Here is a 15,394-nt window from a genome sequence, read left to right as displayed (position 1 = left end):
AGGGCTTTCAAGACTCGGTTAACAATCTGTAATATTCCTTGTTGACACCCTTAATGACAAAGAAAAAACTGAAATCAAGTCAGGATAAGGGTTAGAGTCCTTACTGACCAAATTGTTAAGAAAGATCTCTATAAGGGATAGGTTTTAGACAAGGGTTGTGCGCGATAATTTTAGTTAATTTAAAAGTCTTGAGCAAAGCTAATCCCAAGTCACAGGACTACTTTTCTGTATCTCATATTAAGAAAAAACTATGAGCGATAATATTTTGTCTCAAGCTTCACAGCGATCTATTACATAGATGGCAGTTGACTTATAATTAAGAAAGCTTGCTAATTTTGTCAGATAGAAAAAACGAGGAGATTAATTAATTTAGCTATATATGTCAAGATTAACCCAAGAATCTTTAGGTAATGAGGCGGCTATATTTTCAGCTTTAGAGTCTCAACATCAAGAAGCTTCGCTCTACGGTGTTACAGATGGTAAAGCGATCGGAACCTACTGAGAACAAAAGTTTAAACTATATCTAAAAGAAAAATATGATTTTGTTGAGGGTAATGCAGCCAGTGGTATCGATTTTCCTGAGTTGCTGGTTGATATAAAAGTAACCAGTACTAAACAACCACAATCATCTTGTCCTTTTAAATCCGCAAGACAAAAGATTTTTGGCTTAGGATATTCCTTAATTATTTTTGTTTATGAAAAGTTAGATAATAGTCTCAATCGCACTGCCAATTTAAGAATGATCACGACAATTTTTGTATCGGCTGAAAGAACAGCTGATTTCCAGATGACTCGTGATATTCGCAACATCTTAAACAATCAGGGTAACAAAGATGATTTAATGGCCTTTATGTTAGATAAAAACTTACCCGTTGATGAAATGGAAGCATCCAATATAGCCGATGAAATTCTTGCTAATCCTCCAGTACAAGGATTTTTAACCATTTCCAACGCCTTACAGTGGAGACTACAATATACTAGAGTAATTGATCTTGCTGGTCAAGAAGAAGGATTAATCGCTATTTATAGAGAGAATTAGTAATGTCAGTTTCTCCAGTTAAAGTTGAATACGGCGACTTTCAAACTCCTTTAGAGTTAGCCGAAAAGATTTGCCAAAAGTTATCACAAATAAATGTTAATCCCAAGGTAATTATTGAGCCAACTTGTGGTACAGGAAACTTTTTAAAATCGGCAGCAGTTACCTTCAAACAAACTGAAAAAATTCTTGGCTTTGAAATTAATCCTAATTATGTTGCACAGATAGCCCAAGATGAGCAATTATGCCAAGATACAAGAATACAAGTTCATCAAAATAATTTTTTTGACTGTGATTGGAATGCTCTAACTCAAGCATGGAAAGAGAATATTTTATTCTTGGGGAATCTACCTTGGATAACAAACTCAAAACAGGGATTGATTAATGGTAGCAATTTACCGCAAAAAAGTAACTTTCAAGGTTATCATGGTTTAGATGCTATCACAGGAAAAAGTAACTTTGATATTTCAGAATGGATGTTAATTAAATTGATTGAATGTCTTAATCATCGTTCAGCTTATCTGGCAATTATCTGCAAAACAGCCGTTTCTAGAAAAATTTTGAACTATATTTATACTCAGAAAATTAATCTCACCTATTCGGCAATTTATCCGATAAACACTCAAAAATATTTTCAAGCTAATGTAGATGCTTGTCTCCTATTTTGTCAATTTGATTCTCAATCAGAAAATTACTTTTGTGATGTTTTCAAGAGTTTTGAGGAAAGGGAGTTTCAGCGTATTGGTTATCAAAATGATATTCTAGTCAGAGATTTAAATACTTTTATCAGACTAGAGAAGTTATATCATCGGCATCCTCTAGTAGAAAAATGGCGTTCAGGTATTAAACATGATTGCTCAAAAGTCATGGAATTGCAGTTAGTTAATGGAATTTTTGTCAATGGTTTAAAGGAAATCGTTGATATTGAAACCACCTATCTTTATCCTCTCCTTAAAGGTTCAGATGTGGCACAAAATCGCCTAGAAATTATCAATAAATACGTTTTAGTAACTCAGAAGTTTATTGGTGAATCTACAGAAAATATGCGAGATATAGCGCCAAAAACTTGGCAGTATCTAGTTAATCATGTAGATTACTTTGGGAATAGAAAAAGCAAAATCTATCAAAATCAACCAGATTTTTCTATATTCGGCGTTGGTTCTTACACCTTCTCTCCTTTTAAAATTGCCATTTCTGGACTTTATAAGAAACTGAATTTTCAACTTATATCACCCTATCAAAATCAAACAGTTATTTTCGATGATACTGTTTACTTCTTAAGCTTTGATGATTTAGATACTGCTCAGAAAACACTACAGCTTCTCAATTCTTCCCTAGCGATGGAATTTTATTCATCTCTGATATTCTGGGATGAAAAAAGACCAATAAAAACCCGTATTTTAAATAGTTTGAATTTGTCAGAATTAGGGTGTATTACTAACGCTAACGCAGCTAAGTAACGCATCTCACGGGATATTTTATGATAATTTTTTCATCTCCTCGATAATTGTCCTTGTCTCGACGCTAACGGTACCCCCACGGGTTAATAAGTCAACCACTTGCTCTTTATACTTTACAAAATGATAGGTATTAAATTTCTGAGCGATGGTTTTATCTTTGGATTCCTTTTCTTTATATTGATCTTTATACATTATCATAACTACTCTAGAATATCCGCCCTTAATTTCTATGTGTTGTTCTTTCAATAGGGCTAGATTAGATTTAATAGTCATGACCGTAATTCTGACTTTAGTAAACTATCCATAATTATTTTAGTACAAGTATAAGCTTTTGGAAAAAAGCAATCTTATCGGTCATGGTAGTTTTGCCTGTCTCTGGGAATCAACTCGGACCGACTGAAGAAACAAAGGAAAATGGAAATTTTGCCGATCTAGGGCTGGCCTTTGCTATAAGTGAGCTATATAGCGCCTCCTTGGCTAGTGAGGAAATTCTCAAACGCTAAAGCTGAGAGCTCACCGCTATAACTAAGCACACGAATCACCCAGACTGAGAAAATATCATGCGTATCGCTCACGATGTCACCGAATTGGTTGGCCGCACACCTTTAGTACAATTGAATCGGATTCCCCAAGCGGAGGGCTGTCTTGGCCGAATTGTGATGAAATTAGAAGGGATGAATCCCGCTGCTTCCGTCAAAGACCGCATTGGCACTCACATGATTAATAGCGCCGAAAAAGCGGGTTTAATCAATCCAGAAACCACGGTTTTAGTGGAACCCACTTCTGGCAATACGGGAATTGCTCTAGCGATGACTGCGGCAGCTAAGGGTTATCGCTTAATTTTAACTATGCCGGAAACGATGAGTTTAGAGCGCCGGGCGATGTTAAAAGCCTACGGTGCTACCCTAGAACTTACCCCCGGTTCCCAAGGTATGAAAGGGGCAATTTTACGCGCGCAGCAAATCGTCGATAGTATCCCCGGCGCTTATATGTTGCAACAATTTCGCAACCCTTCTAACCCGGAAATTCACCGTCTCACCACTGCTGAGGAAATTTGGCAAGATACGGAGGGACAGGTGGATTTTATTGTTGCGGGTGTGGGTACTGGAGGCACGATTACGGGAGTCGCTGAATTGATTAAATCTCGTAAACCTAGTTTTCAAGTAGTCGCGGTGGAACCTTTCAATAGTCCGGTGATTTCTGGGGGTAATCCCGGTCCCCATAAAATTCAAGGTATCGGTGCGGGTTTTATTCCGGAAGTTTTACGCACAGATCTGATTGATGAGGTAATTACTGTCAGTGATGAGGAAGCTTTTCAATTTGGTCGTCGTCTGGCAAAAGAAGAGGGTTTACTTTCGGGGATTTCTTCCGGTGCCAATCTTTGCGCCGCGATTCAACTGGCCCAACGACCGGAAAATGAGGGTAAATTAATTGTGGTGATTCAGCCTAGTTTTGGGGAACGTTATCTGAGTACGCTGATGTTCCAAAATATCGAGGAGCGCGAGTTAACTTTGGTGTAAAAAAAATATCCTCTTCAGCCTCTAGCCGTCATCTTCATGGTGGGGTAGGATTCAGTTATCAGTTATCTGTTATCTGTTATCAGATGTGAGTTTTCAGTTCACTGTTCACTGATTACTGATTACTGTTCACTGATTTGAGGCTGGATTTTTTCACCTGTAGGGGTATTTGTAAAGGTTGCGGTTTGATTGCTTCTTTGCCAGCAAAATTATCCAATAAAGCCGATCGCACTTGTGCATCGGTTTCTCGCGAGAGAAGATAACGGAAGTATTCTTGGCATTGTTCTCGACGACTGGGGGAAAGTTGCATTTCACTTAAACGTCGGACTGCCATTAAGCGCATTAAGGGATCATTGACTGTTAATTTTTCTAACCAGCGATCGAAGTTTTTTGACTCATTTTGACCGCGATGGTCGAGAAAATGCCATCCTAGCAGGATTAAAGTCGAAACCGTGCCAAATCCTTGCAAAATTGAGGCCAGGGCCAACCAGCGATTTTCGGCATAGGTCCAAATGGCGACAGCGAGATAGGTGGCTAAACTGCCCAAACCGCCACAGACTACCGCTAAAGTTAACTTACCGCTATCGGCACTGAAAAAAGCACGCCCCCACAGCCACAGCGATGGCCAGTTTTGACCCTGGAGATGGTAAACTCCAATCATCGCCCCCACCCCGGTTAAAGTGGCCAAAACTAACTGCCAATTCCACGCCCAGAGGATTAAAAAACTAGCACAAGCTGCCGCCCATGTCAAGAATTGACGGGTTTTTTTTGCGGCGAGAGTTTTGATGACTCGACGCTGCAGAGCGGGGGAAAAATAGGGAGGAAGGCGGAATACTGAAGACACGGGAAGTTTTTCACTGAGGGTTTGATGATCACTATAGCCTGTTCTCAGGCAGACAGATCATTTTTCTTGGTAAAAATCCTTGTGGGAAAAGAGCGCAGTGCTAGGGTGGGCTAAAATTGCGATCGAGAATCGGCTAAAGTTCAGATTGGCGAGCTAAAGTGTTAGGATGGTTTTCAATCAAACTCAACTTTTTTTATTAATAAATAGCTGAACAATATTCTGTAAACTTATATACAGAAACCTAAAGAAATATGTTAATTTGCCGTCTTTAGGGCAGTAAATTCTGATAGACGATCTAGAGTAGTAAGTATAAGTACCGCACCTAATTTTACCCAGTCACGCCAGCTATCTAACTCATCTATTTCACTTCCGAACAGAGTTAGAACTTCCTTTGTTACGTTCTGAGAGGCAAAAAAATGACTACTCAACTACAACAAAAAGCCAGACTTGAAATCGTCACCTTGAACCCTGTTTACGGAGTTAACTATAACAAGGGTTACATCGGTTTTACCTATGACGGAACAAATCCAGTTGGTCGAGGAATTGCTTATTTTACTAAGTGGGATAAAATGAGCAATATTTATGCTACTCACGCTCTCATCGTTACGGGGGAAAATACCTGTATTGAAGCGAATGCTGGCACGAATATGGTAGAAGAAAATCCTCTAGAACCCTATTTTCAACCTTCTAATTGCCAAATTTTCTTCCGCAAACCCAAAGATTTAACTGACGAGATTGCCGAGCGTATTGTTGAGATTCTCAAACCAGAATTAGGTAAAAAATATGACTATAAACTAATCCTAGCTCATGCCTTTTCTGGAAGTTTACCCGGTCAGATACTCAGTCTTTTATCACGGCAAAAAATCAAAAAATTACTGTCTGAAGCTCTCAACTGTCCTGATAAATGGATTTGTAGTGAGTTAGCAGCTTACGCTTTAGATGAGCAACCTGAATACCGAGATATCGGAGTTCTGATCAATCCTAATTCTACCATTAATCCTCAAAAATTATTTGAAGATGATCTGATTTTTCAGGCTTGGGAAAATCAGGTTGCGGCAAAGTTTAAAGATTTAATCACCGGGACAACAGTAATTGCTTAGATGTATTACCTGCATTATTGATGCCATCAGGAGAATATCAAATGACCACGACAACTATTGGTAGAGTTCCTCTTCACGAACCGGGAAAATTACTTGATCCCTATATCAAGGACAATGATGCTTTAATTGCTCCTGCGGAGGATTTTACTATCTCGATCAATACAATTTCACTGCAACTGTATACTAAGTACAAAGGTCATTATTTAGCAGGACAGTGGGATAATAACTATTTCGCTCTTGTCAGTCAGATAGGATTAGGAGATCAAGAAACCCCTATTTTCAAGGTTCACTATCTTAATCACATCTCTGGAATGACTTTAGATGTAACAGACATTTGGGCTGAAAATGTTGCTGTCATTGAAGACTTTCAAAAAGATGAAAAATCTCAGAAATTGTATTTATCGTTTAGTAGTTTTTGTCAAGGATTAGGACGTTCTACTTTAGGACAAGTTACCAATTCATTGAAGCAAGTTGTAGGAACTGTAGGAGCTGCTTTTCCTAGTTTAATACCTTATACAACACTGGGAAGTACAGCCTTACAGGGCATTAATAATATTCTAGCCACTGTTCTTGAAGCTAGATTTCAACCCCAAGTGAAAACATCAACTTTTGGTCTTTATCCTGCTAACGTTGAGCAAAGACCTGTGATTGGAGAAGCTCCCTTACAAACAGGAGCTTATGCCTTTTTCTTTGAACCCGTTGAGATAGAAACCTTGAAAATGGGCTCAGACGGAATTGTGACTGCAACTAATAATAAACCCGTGAGTCCTTACATTGTAGTTAACATCAAAAAAGGGATTACTTTAGCCCCCAGTCAAATCGAGAAAAACTTAGCCACTGAAGTATTAGAAGCTTACCACAGAACTACTAACTATCCTCTAACCACTTCTAATACTGTGATTCCCTACTTCAATGCTTTAGAAGAATTGGGTAAAACTATTCGTTTAGCTAGTTCTACTAAGCGGTATTTTGAGTTAAAACAAAAAGGTGAACGAGTGACTGAAGCGGAAGCAAAACGTCTAGAGATTCTCTTGGCTTACTTAAAGGAAAATCTTAAGAATTTTGAGCAGTAATCAATTAATTTACATTCCCTAACTTTTAGTATTTGGAAACTGTTTAATAATAGGAGGAAACGATTATGATCTTCTCATGGACTGATTATGTGCGTGCCGTTGCTACCACCGAACAAATTCCCACTCGGTATCGCAAATTACGGGTTGTTCAATTAGCACAAGCAATCGTTGAATCTGCACGAGGTACGAGTAAACTTTTTCAAGAAGCGGGAAACCCCGGTGGACTCAAATGGCGAGATAAAATTGACGACAATTACACCGAAAAAATCACCCATCAAATTTGGTTAGTTACCCCTAGCGAACCCAATGGTTGTTATTGGTGTCATTGGAAAACCGCAGAACAGGCCGCAATGGGATATTGGCGGTTTATCGGTCGTCCGAATTCCCCCTATCAGGGATGGGAAGCCTATGATAATGATCCCGAAGGCTATTTACAATATATTTGGGAAAAAGGCTATGCCACCGACCCAAACTATGTCAGTAAGGTCAAAAATGTTTTCCCTGAAGCTCAAAACTTACTAGATGAATATGGTGGAGAACAACCTCCTCCATCACGGATTTTCAAAGTTGCTATTATGCCAGGACATGGAGGGACAGATTCAGGGGCAGTCAACCATACGCTAAATTTACGGGAAAAAGACTACAACTGGAAAGAAGCAGTTGAAATTAAAGCCCGTTTAGAAGCGGAAGGCAATTATCAAGTGATTATCTGTCGTCAAGAAAATGAATTAGCTTCCCTTTCCACATTACAACAACGAGCTAATGACAGTGGTGCAAATATTTGTTTGTGTCTGCATCATAATGCTTGTAACCGACAGGCAAAAGGTTGGTGGTTATTCTATGTGAATCGGAGTCCAGAATTTGAGAAATTTATCAAAATCATGGATAAACACTTCCGAGGACTGCCTTTACAAGCACGGGGTTATAAATACGCTGGAACGCCCTTTGCCCATGACTGGTATAGTCGTGTCTGGAATTGTACCCATGATTGTACTATGCCCACCATCTTGCTTGAAAGTTGCTTCATTGACAATGATGAAGATGCTCGTTGGTTGAGAGATGGCGGTTATCAGCAAATTGTTGAGAAAATTTGTGCGGGAGTTAAGGAATATTTAGGAATTCAACCACCCATCGTTAATCCACCTCAGCCAGAAAAATTCGTTTTTGTCTGTGATGCCAATCCGCCTTTAAATGTGCGGAAAGGTGCAGGAAGTAATTATGATCCTGTGGGGCGTTTAGATAACGGGACACGATTAACGGTTGTAGGTGAAGAGGGAAATTGGCTCAAAATCAGTAAACCGATTGAAGGTTATGTTCATCGTGACTTAACAAAATCCTCCTATTGCGTGTTTGTCAATGACCCGAATCCGCCTTTAAAAGTCCGTTCAGGGGCAGGAACAAACTTTTCAGTGGTGACAGAACTGACTAATGGCACACCCTTAAACGTGATAGGGACGGATGACAATTGGCTCCGCATTGATAAACCTGTGGAAGGTTATGTCTTTACTTCTTTAACTTCCTCGCTGCATCGAGTCTTTGCTGCTGATGCCAATCCTCCCTTAAATGTGCGCTCTGGACCTGGAACTACCTATGAAAAAGTGGGTCAATTAGACAATAACACGGCTTTAACTGTCGTAGATGCTGGTTTGGATAGCCAAGGTGCGAGATGGCTTCGTATTAGTTCACCTTGTTCCGGTTGGGTTCTAGAAAGTTTAACCTCTGATCGCCTGATGGGTTCGGGAATCAACCCTCCTGCTTCTAATCTATCGGAAAGTGAGCAATACGATTATTGTGCCGAGATTATCACCCATAATGGCGGAACATTGCGTAAACGCAACTTAATCTCTTTCCGGAAGGAAACCAGTACAAAAGTCAATGATTGGCATGGTTGTTACGATGATATTACTTACATGATCTGGAAAGATGGCGCAGGGAAACACGCTTGTAAATACGCCTCTAACACGGAACCCTCATCTCAGTATGAAGATAGTAATAATCCATTGGCTGATCGCAACAGAATGGGGGTTGATGCAAATGGTGATGGACGACTGGATTTAGGACGTTTACCCGAAGGATATTACGAATATAAAACAGGAACAAGTGCCACCCTGGGTAAAGTATTGTGTCCTACCGCATCAGCCATGGCGGAACGAGATACCAGTCACGATGGCCTATTTCAACCTAATGAACCTCGTGCTTCTGCTGGAACAACGATGTTATTTCATCAAGGTGGAGAAACGAATCCTTTCAGTGCCGGATGTCAAACCATGCCTCCCAACGAATACACCAGATTTTGGAATGATTTAAACAGCAACGGTGATCCCGGTGTCATTGGTTATACCATTGTTCGCTGGTGTTCAATTGCTTAATTTCTTGTCCAAAAATTCACGTCAAGTTAAGCAATCACAGATAAAATATTGTCTGCATTGACTTAACTTGATTGCCAAGGATAGCAACACTATTGGCCCCAATGGACAGATAAAAGTCAAGGCGATCAAGATATTCATTTTGTCTTTGAAGAATAGGTAGAATTCAAGAAAAATAAAACTTTAAGTAATCTAAAATGTTAACGAAAGTGGGGGAAAAGTTTATCACATTTTTTGACTTATGCCTTCTAAAATTACCTTGAAAAAATCAGAAAAAATTTTCTGAAATGATCTAATTATTAAAGCATTTTTATGCTACTATGGAGTGTTAAGAACATGGATAGCCAACAAAATTCACAACGGACAATTGCTTTAAGTTTCTCTGGTGGCGGATTTCGAGCAGCAGGATTTTCTTTAGGAACGATGGTTCTTTTAGAAAAAATAGGTTGGTTAGAAAAAACTCAAGCAATTTCATCAGCTTCAGGAGGGTCAATTACTAGCAGCTTTTTCCTAGTTTCTAAGGCCAATTTTTGTACTCAAAATCCTAATGATTTATTTCATCAATCAGTTTTAATTGAAAAATTCTATCGTCCGTTAAAGGAGTTTTTAGAAAGTGGTAAAGTCGCTAATGCTATCTTAGATAAGTTTGGATCGAATGAAAAAACGATCAACAAAGCTGCTAAATGTTATCAAGCAGAATTAGAAAAAATTGCTATACATCCCGAAAAACTAAACATAATGGATCAAATTTGGAGGTTACTAGAATCCGATCAATCTCCCGATTGTCTCACTATTAATTCCACTGATATGACTGATGCGTCTTTATTTAGATTTGCAATGTTGCGGACGCAGAAAAATAATAAAGGCCTGATTCTTGGTAATATGTTCCTCGATTTATCGGATGATAGTGATAATGACTATTATGCCCTCAGAATACTTGACTGTTGTTATAAACTCCGTTTAGGAGACATGATTGCAGCCTCGTCATGTTTTCCTATTGGATTTGAACCGATAATTTTTCCTGATAATTTTTCTGATGGCTCTTGTTTAAAAGAGATACTAGCTCACCATAAAAGTGTTGCTTTAATGGATGCCGGTTTTTATGATAACTTAGCACTAACCTCCATCGAATCCCTCAGACAAGATTCTGAAAATCCTAATCAAACAGAGAAATTAACACTTCCTTATGGAATAAATATAGTCATTGCTACAGATGCAGATAATCTCGAACCATCCAATGCTTTATTAGCACCGGAAAACCTGGGTCAAGTCAAGGATTACCAAGCTTTAGTCAACAAATATAATTTACCTAAGTTCTTACTATGTCCTCTTATCAATTTTCTCTTTGGGGTATTTAACTTTAATTATCGATTTCTGGATCGTTTAGCTTCAATAATAGGAATCAAAAAACTTAGTCCTTCAACCTCTTTATCTGGACTGTTTTTGGATATTAATAAATTAGCTAAATTGATTCCTGATCGAATACAAGAATTCCTCCCTACTTTTGGAGCATTTTTAACAAGAAATCGTAATCTAACTTATCAGTTTTTACAGTATAAGTATGAACAAGAAAACAAAAATCATCAACAAGAAAATGAGAAAATAAACCTGATCCGTAATTTGATCTTCGATCTTTATAATAGAAATGATCCAGATACAGCATTAAGTGAGCTTGTTCCCAAATTAACAAGGTTGACGGATATTCAGTCGCCATCTTTTGACAAATTAGATTCCGACCTTATCAAACAAATTCGTAAAATCAATACTTTAGTGCTGGCTTTAATGACTGAGAAAAATATGGCAGATGCTAATAAGCTGAAAGAACAGTTAGGAAATAAAGGCAATGAATATGTAAAGATCAAAAAGCTTATATGTTTAGCTAAATTAGCAACCGCTTTACCGACAACTCTATGGTTAAAATGGTACAATTTTTGCATTGTAAAAACTCAGGAAAGAAATTCTACTTTAATTGATGCAATTGTAGAAGAACAATCGGTTTTGAAATGGACTACCGAGGTTAAACATGAGGTTAAACAACAACAATTATACATGACCTTTGCCACTGACTCAGCAAACTCAGACACAAGATGCAAAAGAACTGCTGCCGAAGTTGTAATCACCTGTGGGTTTGTGGCTGCTTGCTACAATCTTTTGGAATATTCAGCTAATAAAATTGGTGTTCTTTATAAGCAATCTGACATTAAAGAACCGCAATTTTACTCCTTAGCTTTTCTCAGCAAGATTGAAACTCTAGGGGTGTCGTTACTTTGGTCAATCTTTTTAGATAAACGAAATCTTTCCGAGGAAATGTCTAATCACTTGCACCAGAAAATGCTTAAACTTTCTCAACTTAATAAACATAGAGATAATCCAGAAATTCTTGAGAAATTCGCCCGAGATTTCCGTGAAAAACTATACCAATTAAACCTCAAAGACATAGAAGAGACTGCATCAATTTGGTGGGAGATCATCTCATTTACTCCTTCGTCCGCTCCAGATGAAGAAAACTTACATAAGTTTATTAAACACATCCAAATTCTCATCGAAAAGGTTAAGTGATTGCACGCTTTCATGACTTGATGTTTCCTCGATAAAGTGTTTCATAATTTATTGAAAAAAAGGAGCAAAAATGATGACTACCCAAAAACTGAAAGCTCTAGTCAATACTGTTATCAAACAATCTACCCTAGATAGCAGTCAAATTACTGATCTTACTCAAAAATTTTCCTTGACAGCAGGAGATAAAATTGAGATTAATAATTACAAATCTGCGGACAATAACCACTGGGAATTAGAATTAACAACCCCTGTTAATGAGATAGCGAAATGGTTCGCTTATATTCCCCATGTCGACATTAAAAGTAATGACCCTGTGGCCAAGATATTACAAGATATTAAGCAGTCTCAATTTAAGGTGTATCATCGACCAACAGAACAAGATAAAGCGGGACTGGGGATTTTTCCTTTAAATGGATTAGACGGACGTTCAGAACGCATTTATCCAGCTTATATTTTGGGACCGAGAAGACAAGTAGATAGTCTTGTCAGACAACTCAATTCCTTACTTCCTGTTAACGATACAGCGTTTATTATTGCCGAGCGTTTAGTCCAATATCCTGAAGACTATCTGGCTACTCTTTCTAAATTTGATCAAGCAGTTCTCATTCAATCTTTTGTGGGTATTGGTAATTCTTCTTCTCCCCACTTAGTACCAAGACATGAAAAAGAACTGTGGCGTATTGAACAGTCAATTCGTCTTTTGCAAGCAGTCAATTTGTCTATCTCTGGTCTTGTTTGTGCTATGGGAGATTCCCCTAGTTCAGTTGCTATAAAAGTTCGGAATAAAATCAAAGAAAGACTTGACCAACTTCTGGATAAATACCATTTATCTGCTCTGAAAAAGTCAATTACTTGGGGTGCTGATGAGTTAGTAGCAATGGCGATGGCTCAAACTCTTCCTCAGACGAAAGTGCGTATTCAAGTAGCGAATAATGATACCAAACTTCATTATGATGCTAACCGCCAGCCTTGGGAAGTGATTCGAGAAAAATTGCCCGCTATCGGACTCATTGAAACCGAAAATGATTGGGATTTCGAGGTCGCTATCCTAACTCGTCGTCAAAATGGTAGTATTGATGATTATCAGAAAGACGACCAGAAACAAGCCCAGTTAGATGAGCAATTTCTGGCTCAATATAAGAACTATTCTTCTGAGCAACGCGCTAAATTAGTCATCATTGATGGCCGACTTTTTAATGGGGCTTGGAATGCCACTTCTGTGTTACCTTATGATGATTTGTTGGCCTTCGGTAGTTGGGGAACATTTGGCAATTGTGTTGGCTCAACTTTGGCGGTGGCAAAAATTCTTTTCTACTCTAAAAATTCCGCCGCTCAAAGACAACTTTACCTGGAGGCAATTGCTCATGATGTTTTTGCTAATGGCTATAAAGAAGTTCAACGATCCGAAGAACCTAAAAGCTTCTGTAATCAGCTAAAAAATCAAACAGGAATAACTTTCAAGCATTACGACGGATATGATAATCCTGCTACGGTCAAAAAAGTCTTTGAGGTCTTAAATCGGCGCGTTAATGCCAGAATGCAAGAACATTTTACAGGACTTCCCCTTGTTAATAACCGAGTCTTCCGAATTACCCCGCAATTTTGGCGCACTTTTGAGAGTGAAGTCCACATCTGGCCAAGATTACCAGAGGAAATTCATAAAGTTGGTATCTATCGTACCGATCTGGAAGCGATCGCTTTTAATCCTTCATTGGGCGATCAATTCGTCTAACAGTAAATTTTTCAACAATCCCATAGGAGAAATACCATGACTTCCCTACAAATTATCAATCCTACCAATCATGCTCGCTTTGAATGTCTAAAACCTGTTACTTTTACAGGCAAAGTAAATTCTGGAATAGTCACTGTAGAACTCACAGCAGATGACAAATATTCCCTAGGCAATAATCAGGTTAAAGCAGACGGTTCTTGGTCGATTACTTATTCAGGATTCACGAATCCTGGTGATCGCAAAATTACCGCTATCGCTCACACTCAAACCAATCAAAATAAAGAAGAAACCAGCATTCTGATTCATGTGGCAGCTCCCTCAGATTATACTAAAACTATTTATGAGGGTTTAGTTTTAGATGCTTACAAAAACCTCCAACACACCCAGTCTCTGCCGACAGATCACAAGTTAAGTCAGGAAGAAGGATGCCGGTTATTTGAACAAGGAATCCTGCCCATTCTTCAGTCCAAAGAAACCTTTATGGAAGCAACGGAGGAAGGTCATAAGAAACTAGAGAAATTAGTTGAACAAAACAAAGATAAATACGGTATTCATCTTGCACCCTGCGCTTATTCTGTCTCCTGTGTGATGAAATATCTGGCTGAAAAGTTAGGATTAGCCACTGTCAAAGCACTTTTCCAAGACCCCTGTTTAATTGATAATGTTCAAGTTACAGGCGTTGAGACAAAACTGCGTCGTCTCGGTTTTCTCTACTTTTTGAAAGAAGATTACCTAGCACCTCGTGGGGCAATTGGAGCAAGAGCGCCTCGAAATAATCAGGATCAATCGTATCACATTTATTACATCACCAAAGATGGAGCAAAAAGGACTCAGTTTCCCAACCCAGAGAATGATTGGGATGATCAACAGGGCAAACACGAAAAGGGCATAAACGGGCCTAAATGGCAAATTAAAGACCTTCATGCTGAAAACCTCGATTTCTTCGATCATGTTTATATACAATGGGAGAATGGCTACACAGAAGGATTTTGGTTGCCACCGGGTATTTATCCTTTAAATCGTGGTTTCAATCTGTCGAATCTTTAGTTCCGTATTCTAACAATGCCCATGGGCCGACCGTTTAAAGTAAGTGGCACTTCGGTAATAGCTCAGTTTCTAATGGCAATTGGTCAGTCTCTTATCGTTTTACTGACAACGGCAAACGTCAAATTGAAGCGAGAGGATTTGATCAAGATAATCATTCTGTTGCTAGTGAAAAGATTACTTTAGAAATTGAAGCTTCTTCCATAAGCTGTGAACTAAGAACGAAACTCTTTGAAATTGGCGGTTATTCTGTTTGGCAAATTTCAGGACAAACCGCTTTTTTCTATCAATCAAAAATGAGTATTGATGCCGATGGTGCGCCGAATGCCTATCATCCCGACAATATTGGCTTAGATGATCTGAAAAATGCCGGTTATCCAAATACGTCTTGGTGGAAGAATATTCTTGTCCCTGACCCTCAAAATCCTAATCGAGCTTATGAGCAACGGGAGCATCTCATTTATGCAAGCGAGTAATTATACTTGTCCCTAAAACTGGTTTCTAGCAAGGCTTTCAAAATAGGGCTCTTCGGTTTGTGTTATGCAATGGACGGGGGTTATAAGGGATGTAACCCTTATATAGAAAGGCATTTAGCGATTTTTGACAATTGTTTTTGATCTAGAGCGAACTAATCCATTAAGTCTCTTACCAGATAAGGATTTA

At 38.6% G+C, this 15,394-nt stretch carries 12 protein-coding genes and 1 pseudogene; 11 read left to right on the top strand and 2 right to left on the bottom strand.

Features of this window, described 5'->3' with window-relative positions:
- The first annotated feature begins 379 nt into the window (after positions 1 to 379).
- Together O9290_RS28515 and O9290_RS12880 are read left to right on the top strand one after the other, a co-directional pair.
- Positions 380 to 1,039: pseudogene (locus tag O9290_RS28515) on the top strand (type II restriction-modification system restriction endonuclease).
- Between the two features lie 2 nt (positions 1,040 to 1,041).
- Positions 1,042 to 2,496 carry an SAM-dependent methyltransferase gene (locus O9290_RS12880; RefSeq protein ID WP_288058584.1) on the top strand — a complete coding sequence of 485 codons (1,455 nt, stop codon included), beginning with the start codon at positions 1,042 to 1,044 and terminating at the stop codon, positions 2,494 to 2,496.
- An 18-nt stretch (positions 2,497 to 2,514) separates the two neighbouring features.
- Here O9290_RS12880 and O9290_RS28510 read toward each other — a convergent pair whose 3' ends face one another.
- The gene (locus O9290_RS28510) at positions 2,515 to 2,769 is read right to left on the bottom strand and encodes a hypothetical protein (protein WP_002756798.1); all 255 of its coding nucleotides are present in this window, start codon (positions 2,767 to 2,769) and stop codon (positions 2,515 to 2,517) included.
- Between the two features lie 83 nt (positions 2,770 to 2,852).
- Between O9290_RS28510 and O9290_RS12870 the strand changes: the two genes are divergently transcribed.
- Together O9290_RS12870 and cysK are read left to right on the top strand one after the other, a co-directional pair.
- On the top strand, positions 2,853 to 2,999 hold the full coding sequence (locus O9290_RS12870) for a hypothetical protein (RefSeq protein ID WP_002756797.1): 147 nt from the start codon (positions 2,853 to 2,855) through the stop codon (positions 2,997 to 2,999).
- 57 nt (positions 3,000 to 3,056) lie between these two features.
- Positions 3,057 to 4,016 (top strand): cysteine synthase A, encoded by a 960-nt coding sequence (gene cysK / locus O9290_RS12865; RefSeq protein ID WP_052276418.1) that lies wholly within the window; start codon positions 3,057 to 3,059, stop codon positions 4,014 to 4,016.
- A gap of 112 nt (positions 4,017 to 4,128) precedes the next feature.
- On the opposite strand, the gene O9290_RS12860 is transcribed toward cysK, so the two are convergent.
- A complete protein-coding gene (locus O9290_RS12860) occupies positions 4,129 to 4,857 on the bottom strand; it encodes a hypothetical protein (protein ID WP_288058581.1) in 729 nt (242 codons plus the stop codon).
- Positions 4,858 to 5,273: 416 nt separating this feature from the next.
- On the opposite strand from O9290_RS12860, the gene O9290_RS12855 reads away from it, so the two are divergent.
- From O9290_RS12855 to O9290_RS12825, 7 genes are all read left to right on the top strand, one after another.
- The gene (locus O9290_RS12855) at positions 5,274 to 5,957 is read left to right on the top strand and encodes a hypothetical protein (RefSeq protein WP_288058579.1); all 684 of its coding nucleotides are present in this window, start codon (positions 5,274 to 5,276) and stop codon (positions 5,955 to 5,957) included.
- Positions 5,958 to 5,998: 41 nt separating this feature from the next.
- Entirely contained in the window at positions 5,999 to 7,030 is a 1,032-nt protein-coding gene (locus tag O9290_RS12850; RefSeq protein ID WP_288058577.1) for a hypothetical protein, read from the top strand.
- A 65-nt stretch (positions 7,031 to 7,095) separates the two neighbouring features.
- A complete protein-coding gene (locus O9290_RS12845) occupies positions 7,096 to 9,399 on the top strand; it encodes an SH3 domain-containing protein (protein ID WP_288058575.1) in 2,304 nt (767 codons plus the stop codon).
- Positions 9,400 to 9,732: 333 nt separating this feature from the next.
- Entirely contained in the window at positions 9,733 to 11,955 is a 2,223-nt protein-coding gene (locus O9290_RS12840; RefSeq protein ID WP_288058573.1) for a patatin-like phospholipase family protein, read from the top strand.
- 70 nt (positions 11,956 to 12,025) lie between these two features.
- Positions 12,026 to 13,687, top strand: coding sequence for a DUF4127 family protein (locus tag O9290_RS12835; protein ID WP_288087127.1), 1,662 nt, complete (start codon positions 12,026 to 12,028; stop codon positions 13,685 to 13,687).
- Positions 13,688 to 13,723: 36 nt separating this feature from the next.
- On the top strand, positions 13,724 to 14,734 hold the full coding sequence (locus O9290_RS12830) for a hypothetical protein (RefSeq protein ID WP_288058569.1): 1,011 nt from the start codon (positions 13,724 to 13,726) through the stop codon (positions 14,732 to 14,734).
- A gap of 293 nt (positions 14,735 to 15,027) precedes the next feature.
- Positions 15,028 to 15,207 carry a hypothetical protein gene (locus O9290_RS12825; RefSeq protein ID WP_002756784.1) on the top strand — a complete coding sequence of 60 codons (180 nt, stop codon included), beginning with the start codon at positions 15,028 to 15,030 and terminating at the stop codon, positions 15,205 to 15,207.
- The last annotated feature ends 187 nt before the right edge of the window (positions 15,208 to 15,394 follow it).

Origin of the sequence: Microcystis sp. LE19-41.2A, assembly GCF_027530405.1 — a bacterium.
GTDB classification, from domain to species: Bacteria; Cyanobacteriota; Cyanobacteriia; order Cyanobacteriales; family Microcystaceae; genus Microcystis; species Microcystis aeruginosa.
Note: the sequence above shows the minus strand (reverse complement) of the source record. Positions and strands in the feature narration are given on the sequence as shown.

What these genes read in the sequence shown, in the direction of transcription:
- O9290_RS12880 (WP_288058584.1), top strand. Translation starts at nt 1,042, where the DNA reads ATGTCAGTTTCTCCAGTTAAAGTTGAATACGGCGACTTTCAAACTCCT.
- O9290_RS12830 (WP_288058569.1), top strand. Translation starts at nt 13,724, where the DNA reads ATGACTTCCCTACAAATTATCAATCCTACCAATCATGCTCGCTTTGAA.
- O9290_RS12840 (WP_288058573.1), top strand. Translation starts at nt 9,733, where the DNA reads ATGGATAGCCAACAAAATTCACAACGGACAATTGCTTTAAGTTTCTCT.
- O9290_RS12845 (WP_288058575.1), top strand. Translation starts at nt 7,096, where the DNA reads ATGATCTTCTCATGGACTGATTATGTGCGTGCCGTTGCTACCACCGAA.
- O9290_RS12825 (WP_002756784.1), top strand. Translation starts at nt 15,028, where the DNA reads ATGAGTATTGATGCCGATGGTGCGCCGAATGCCTATCATCCCGACAAT.
- O9290_RS12850 (WP_288058577.1), top strand. Translation starts at nt 5,999, where the DNA reads ATGACCACGACAACTATTGGTAGAGTTCCTCTTCACGAACCGGGAAAA.
- O9290_RS28510 (WP_002756798.1), bottom strand. Translation starts at nt 2,769, where the DNA reads ATGACTATTAAATCTAATCTAGCCCTATTGAAAGAACAACACATAGAA.
- cysK (WP_052276418.1), top strand. Translation starts at nt 3,057, where the DNA reads ATGCGTATCGCTCACGATGTCACCGAATTGGTTGGCCGCACACCTTTA.
- O9290_RS12870 (WP_002756797.1), top strand. Translation starts at nt 2,853, where the DNA reads ATGGTAGTTTTGCCTGTCTCTGGGAATCAACTCGGACCGACTGAAGAA.
- O9290_RS12835 (WP_288087127.1), top strand. Translation starts at nt 12,026, where the DNA reads ATGATGACTACCCAAAAACTGAAAGCTCTAGTCAATACTGTTATCAAA.
- O9290_RS12855 (WP_288058579.1), top strand. Translation starts at nt 5,274, where the DNA reads ATGACTACTCAACTACAACAAAAAGCCAGACTTGAAATCGTCACCTTG.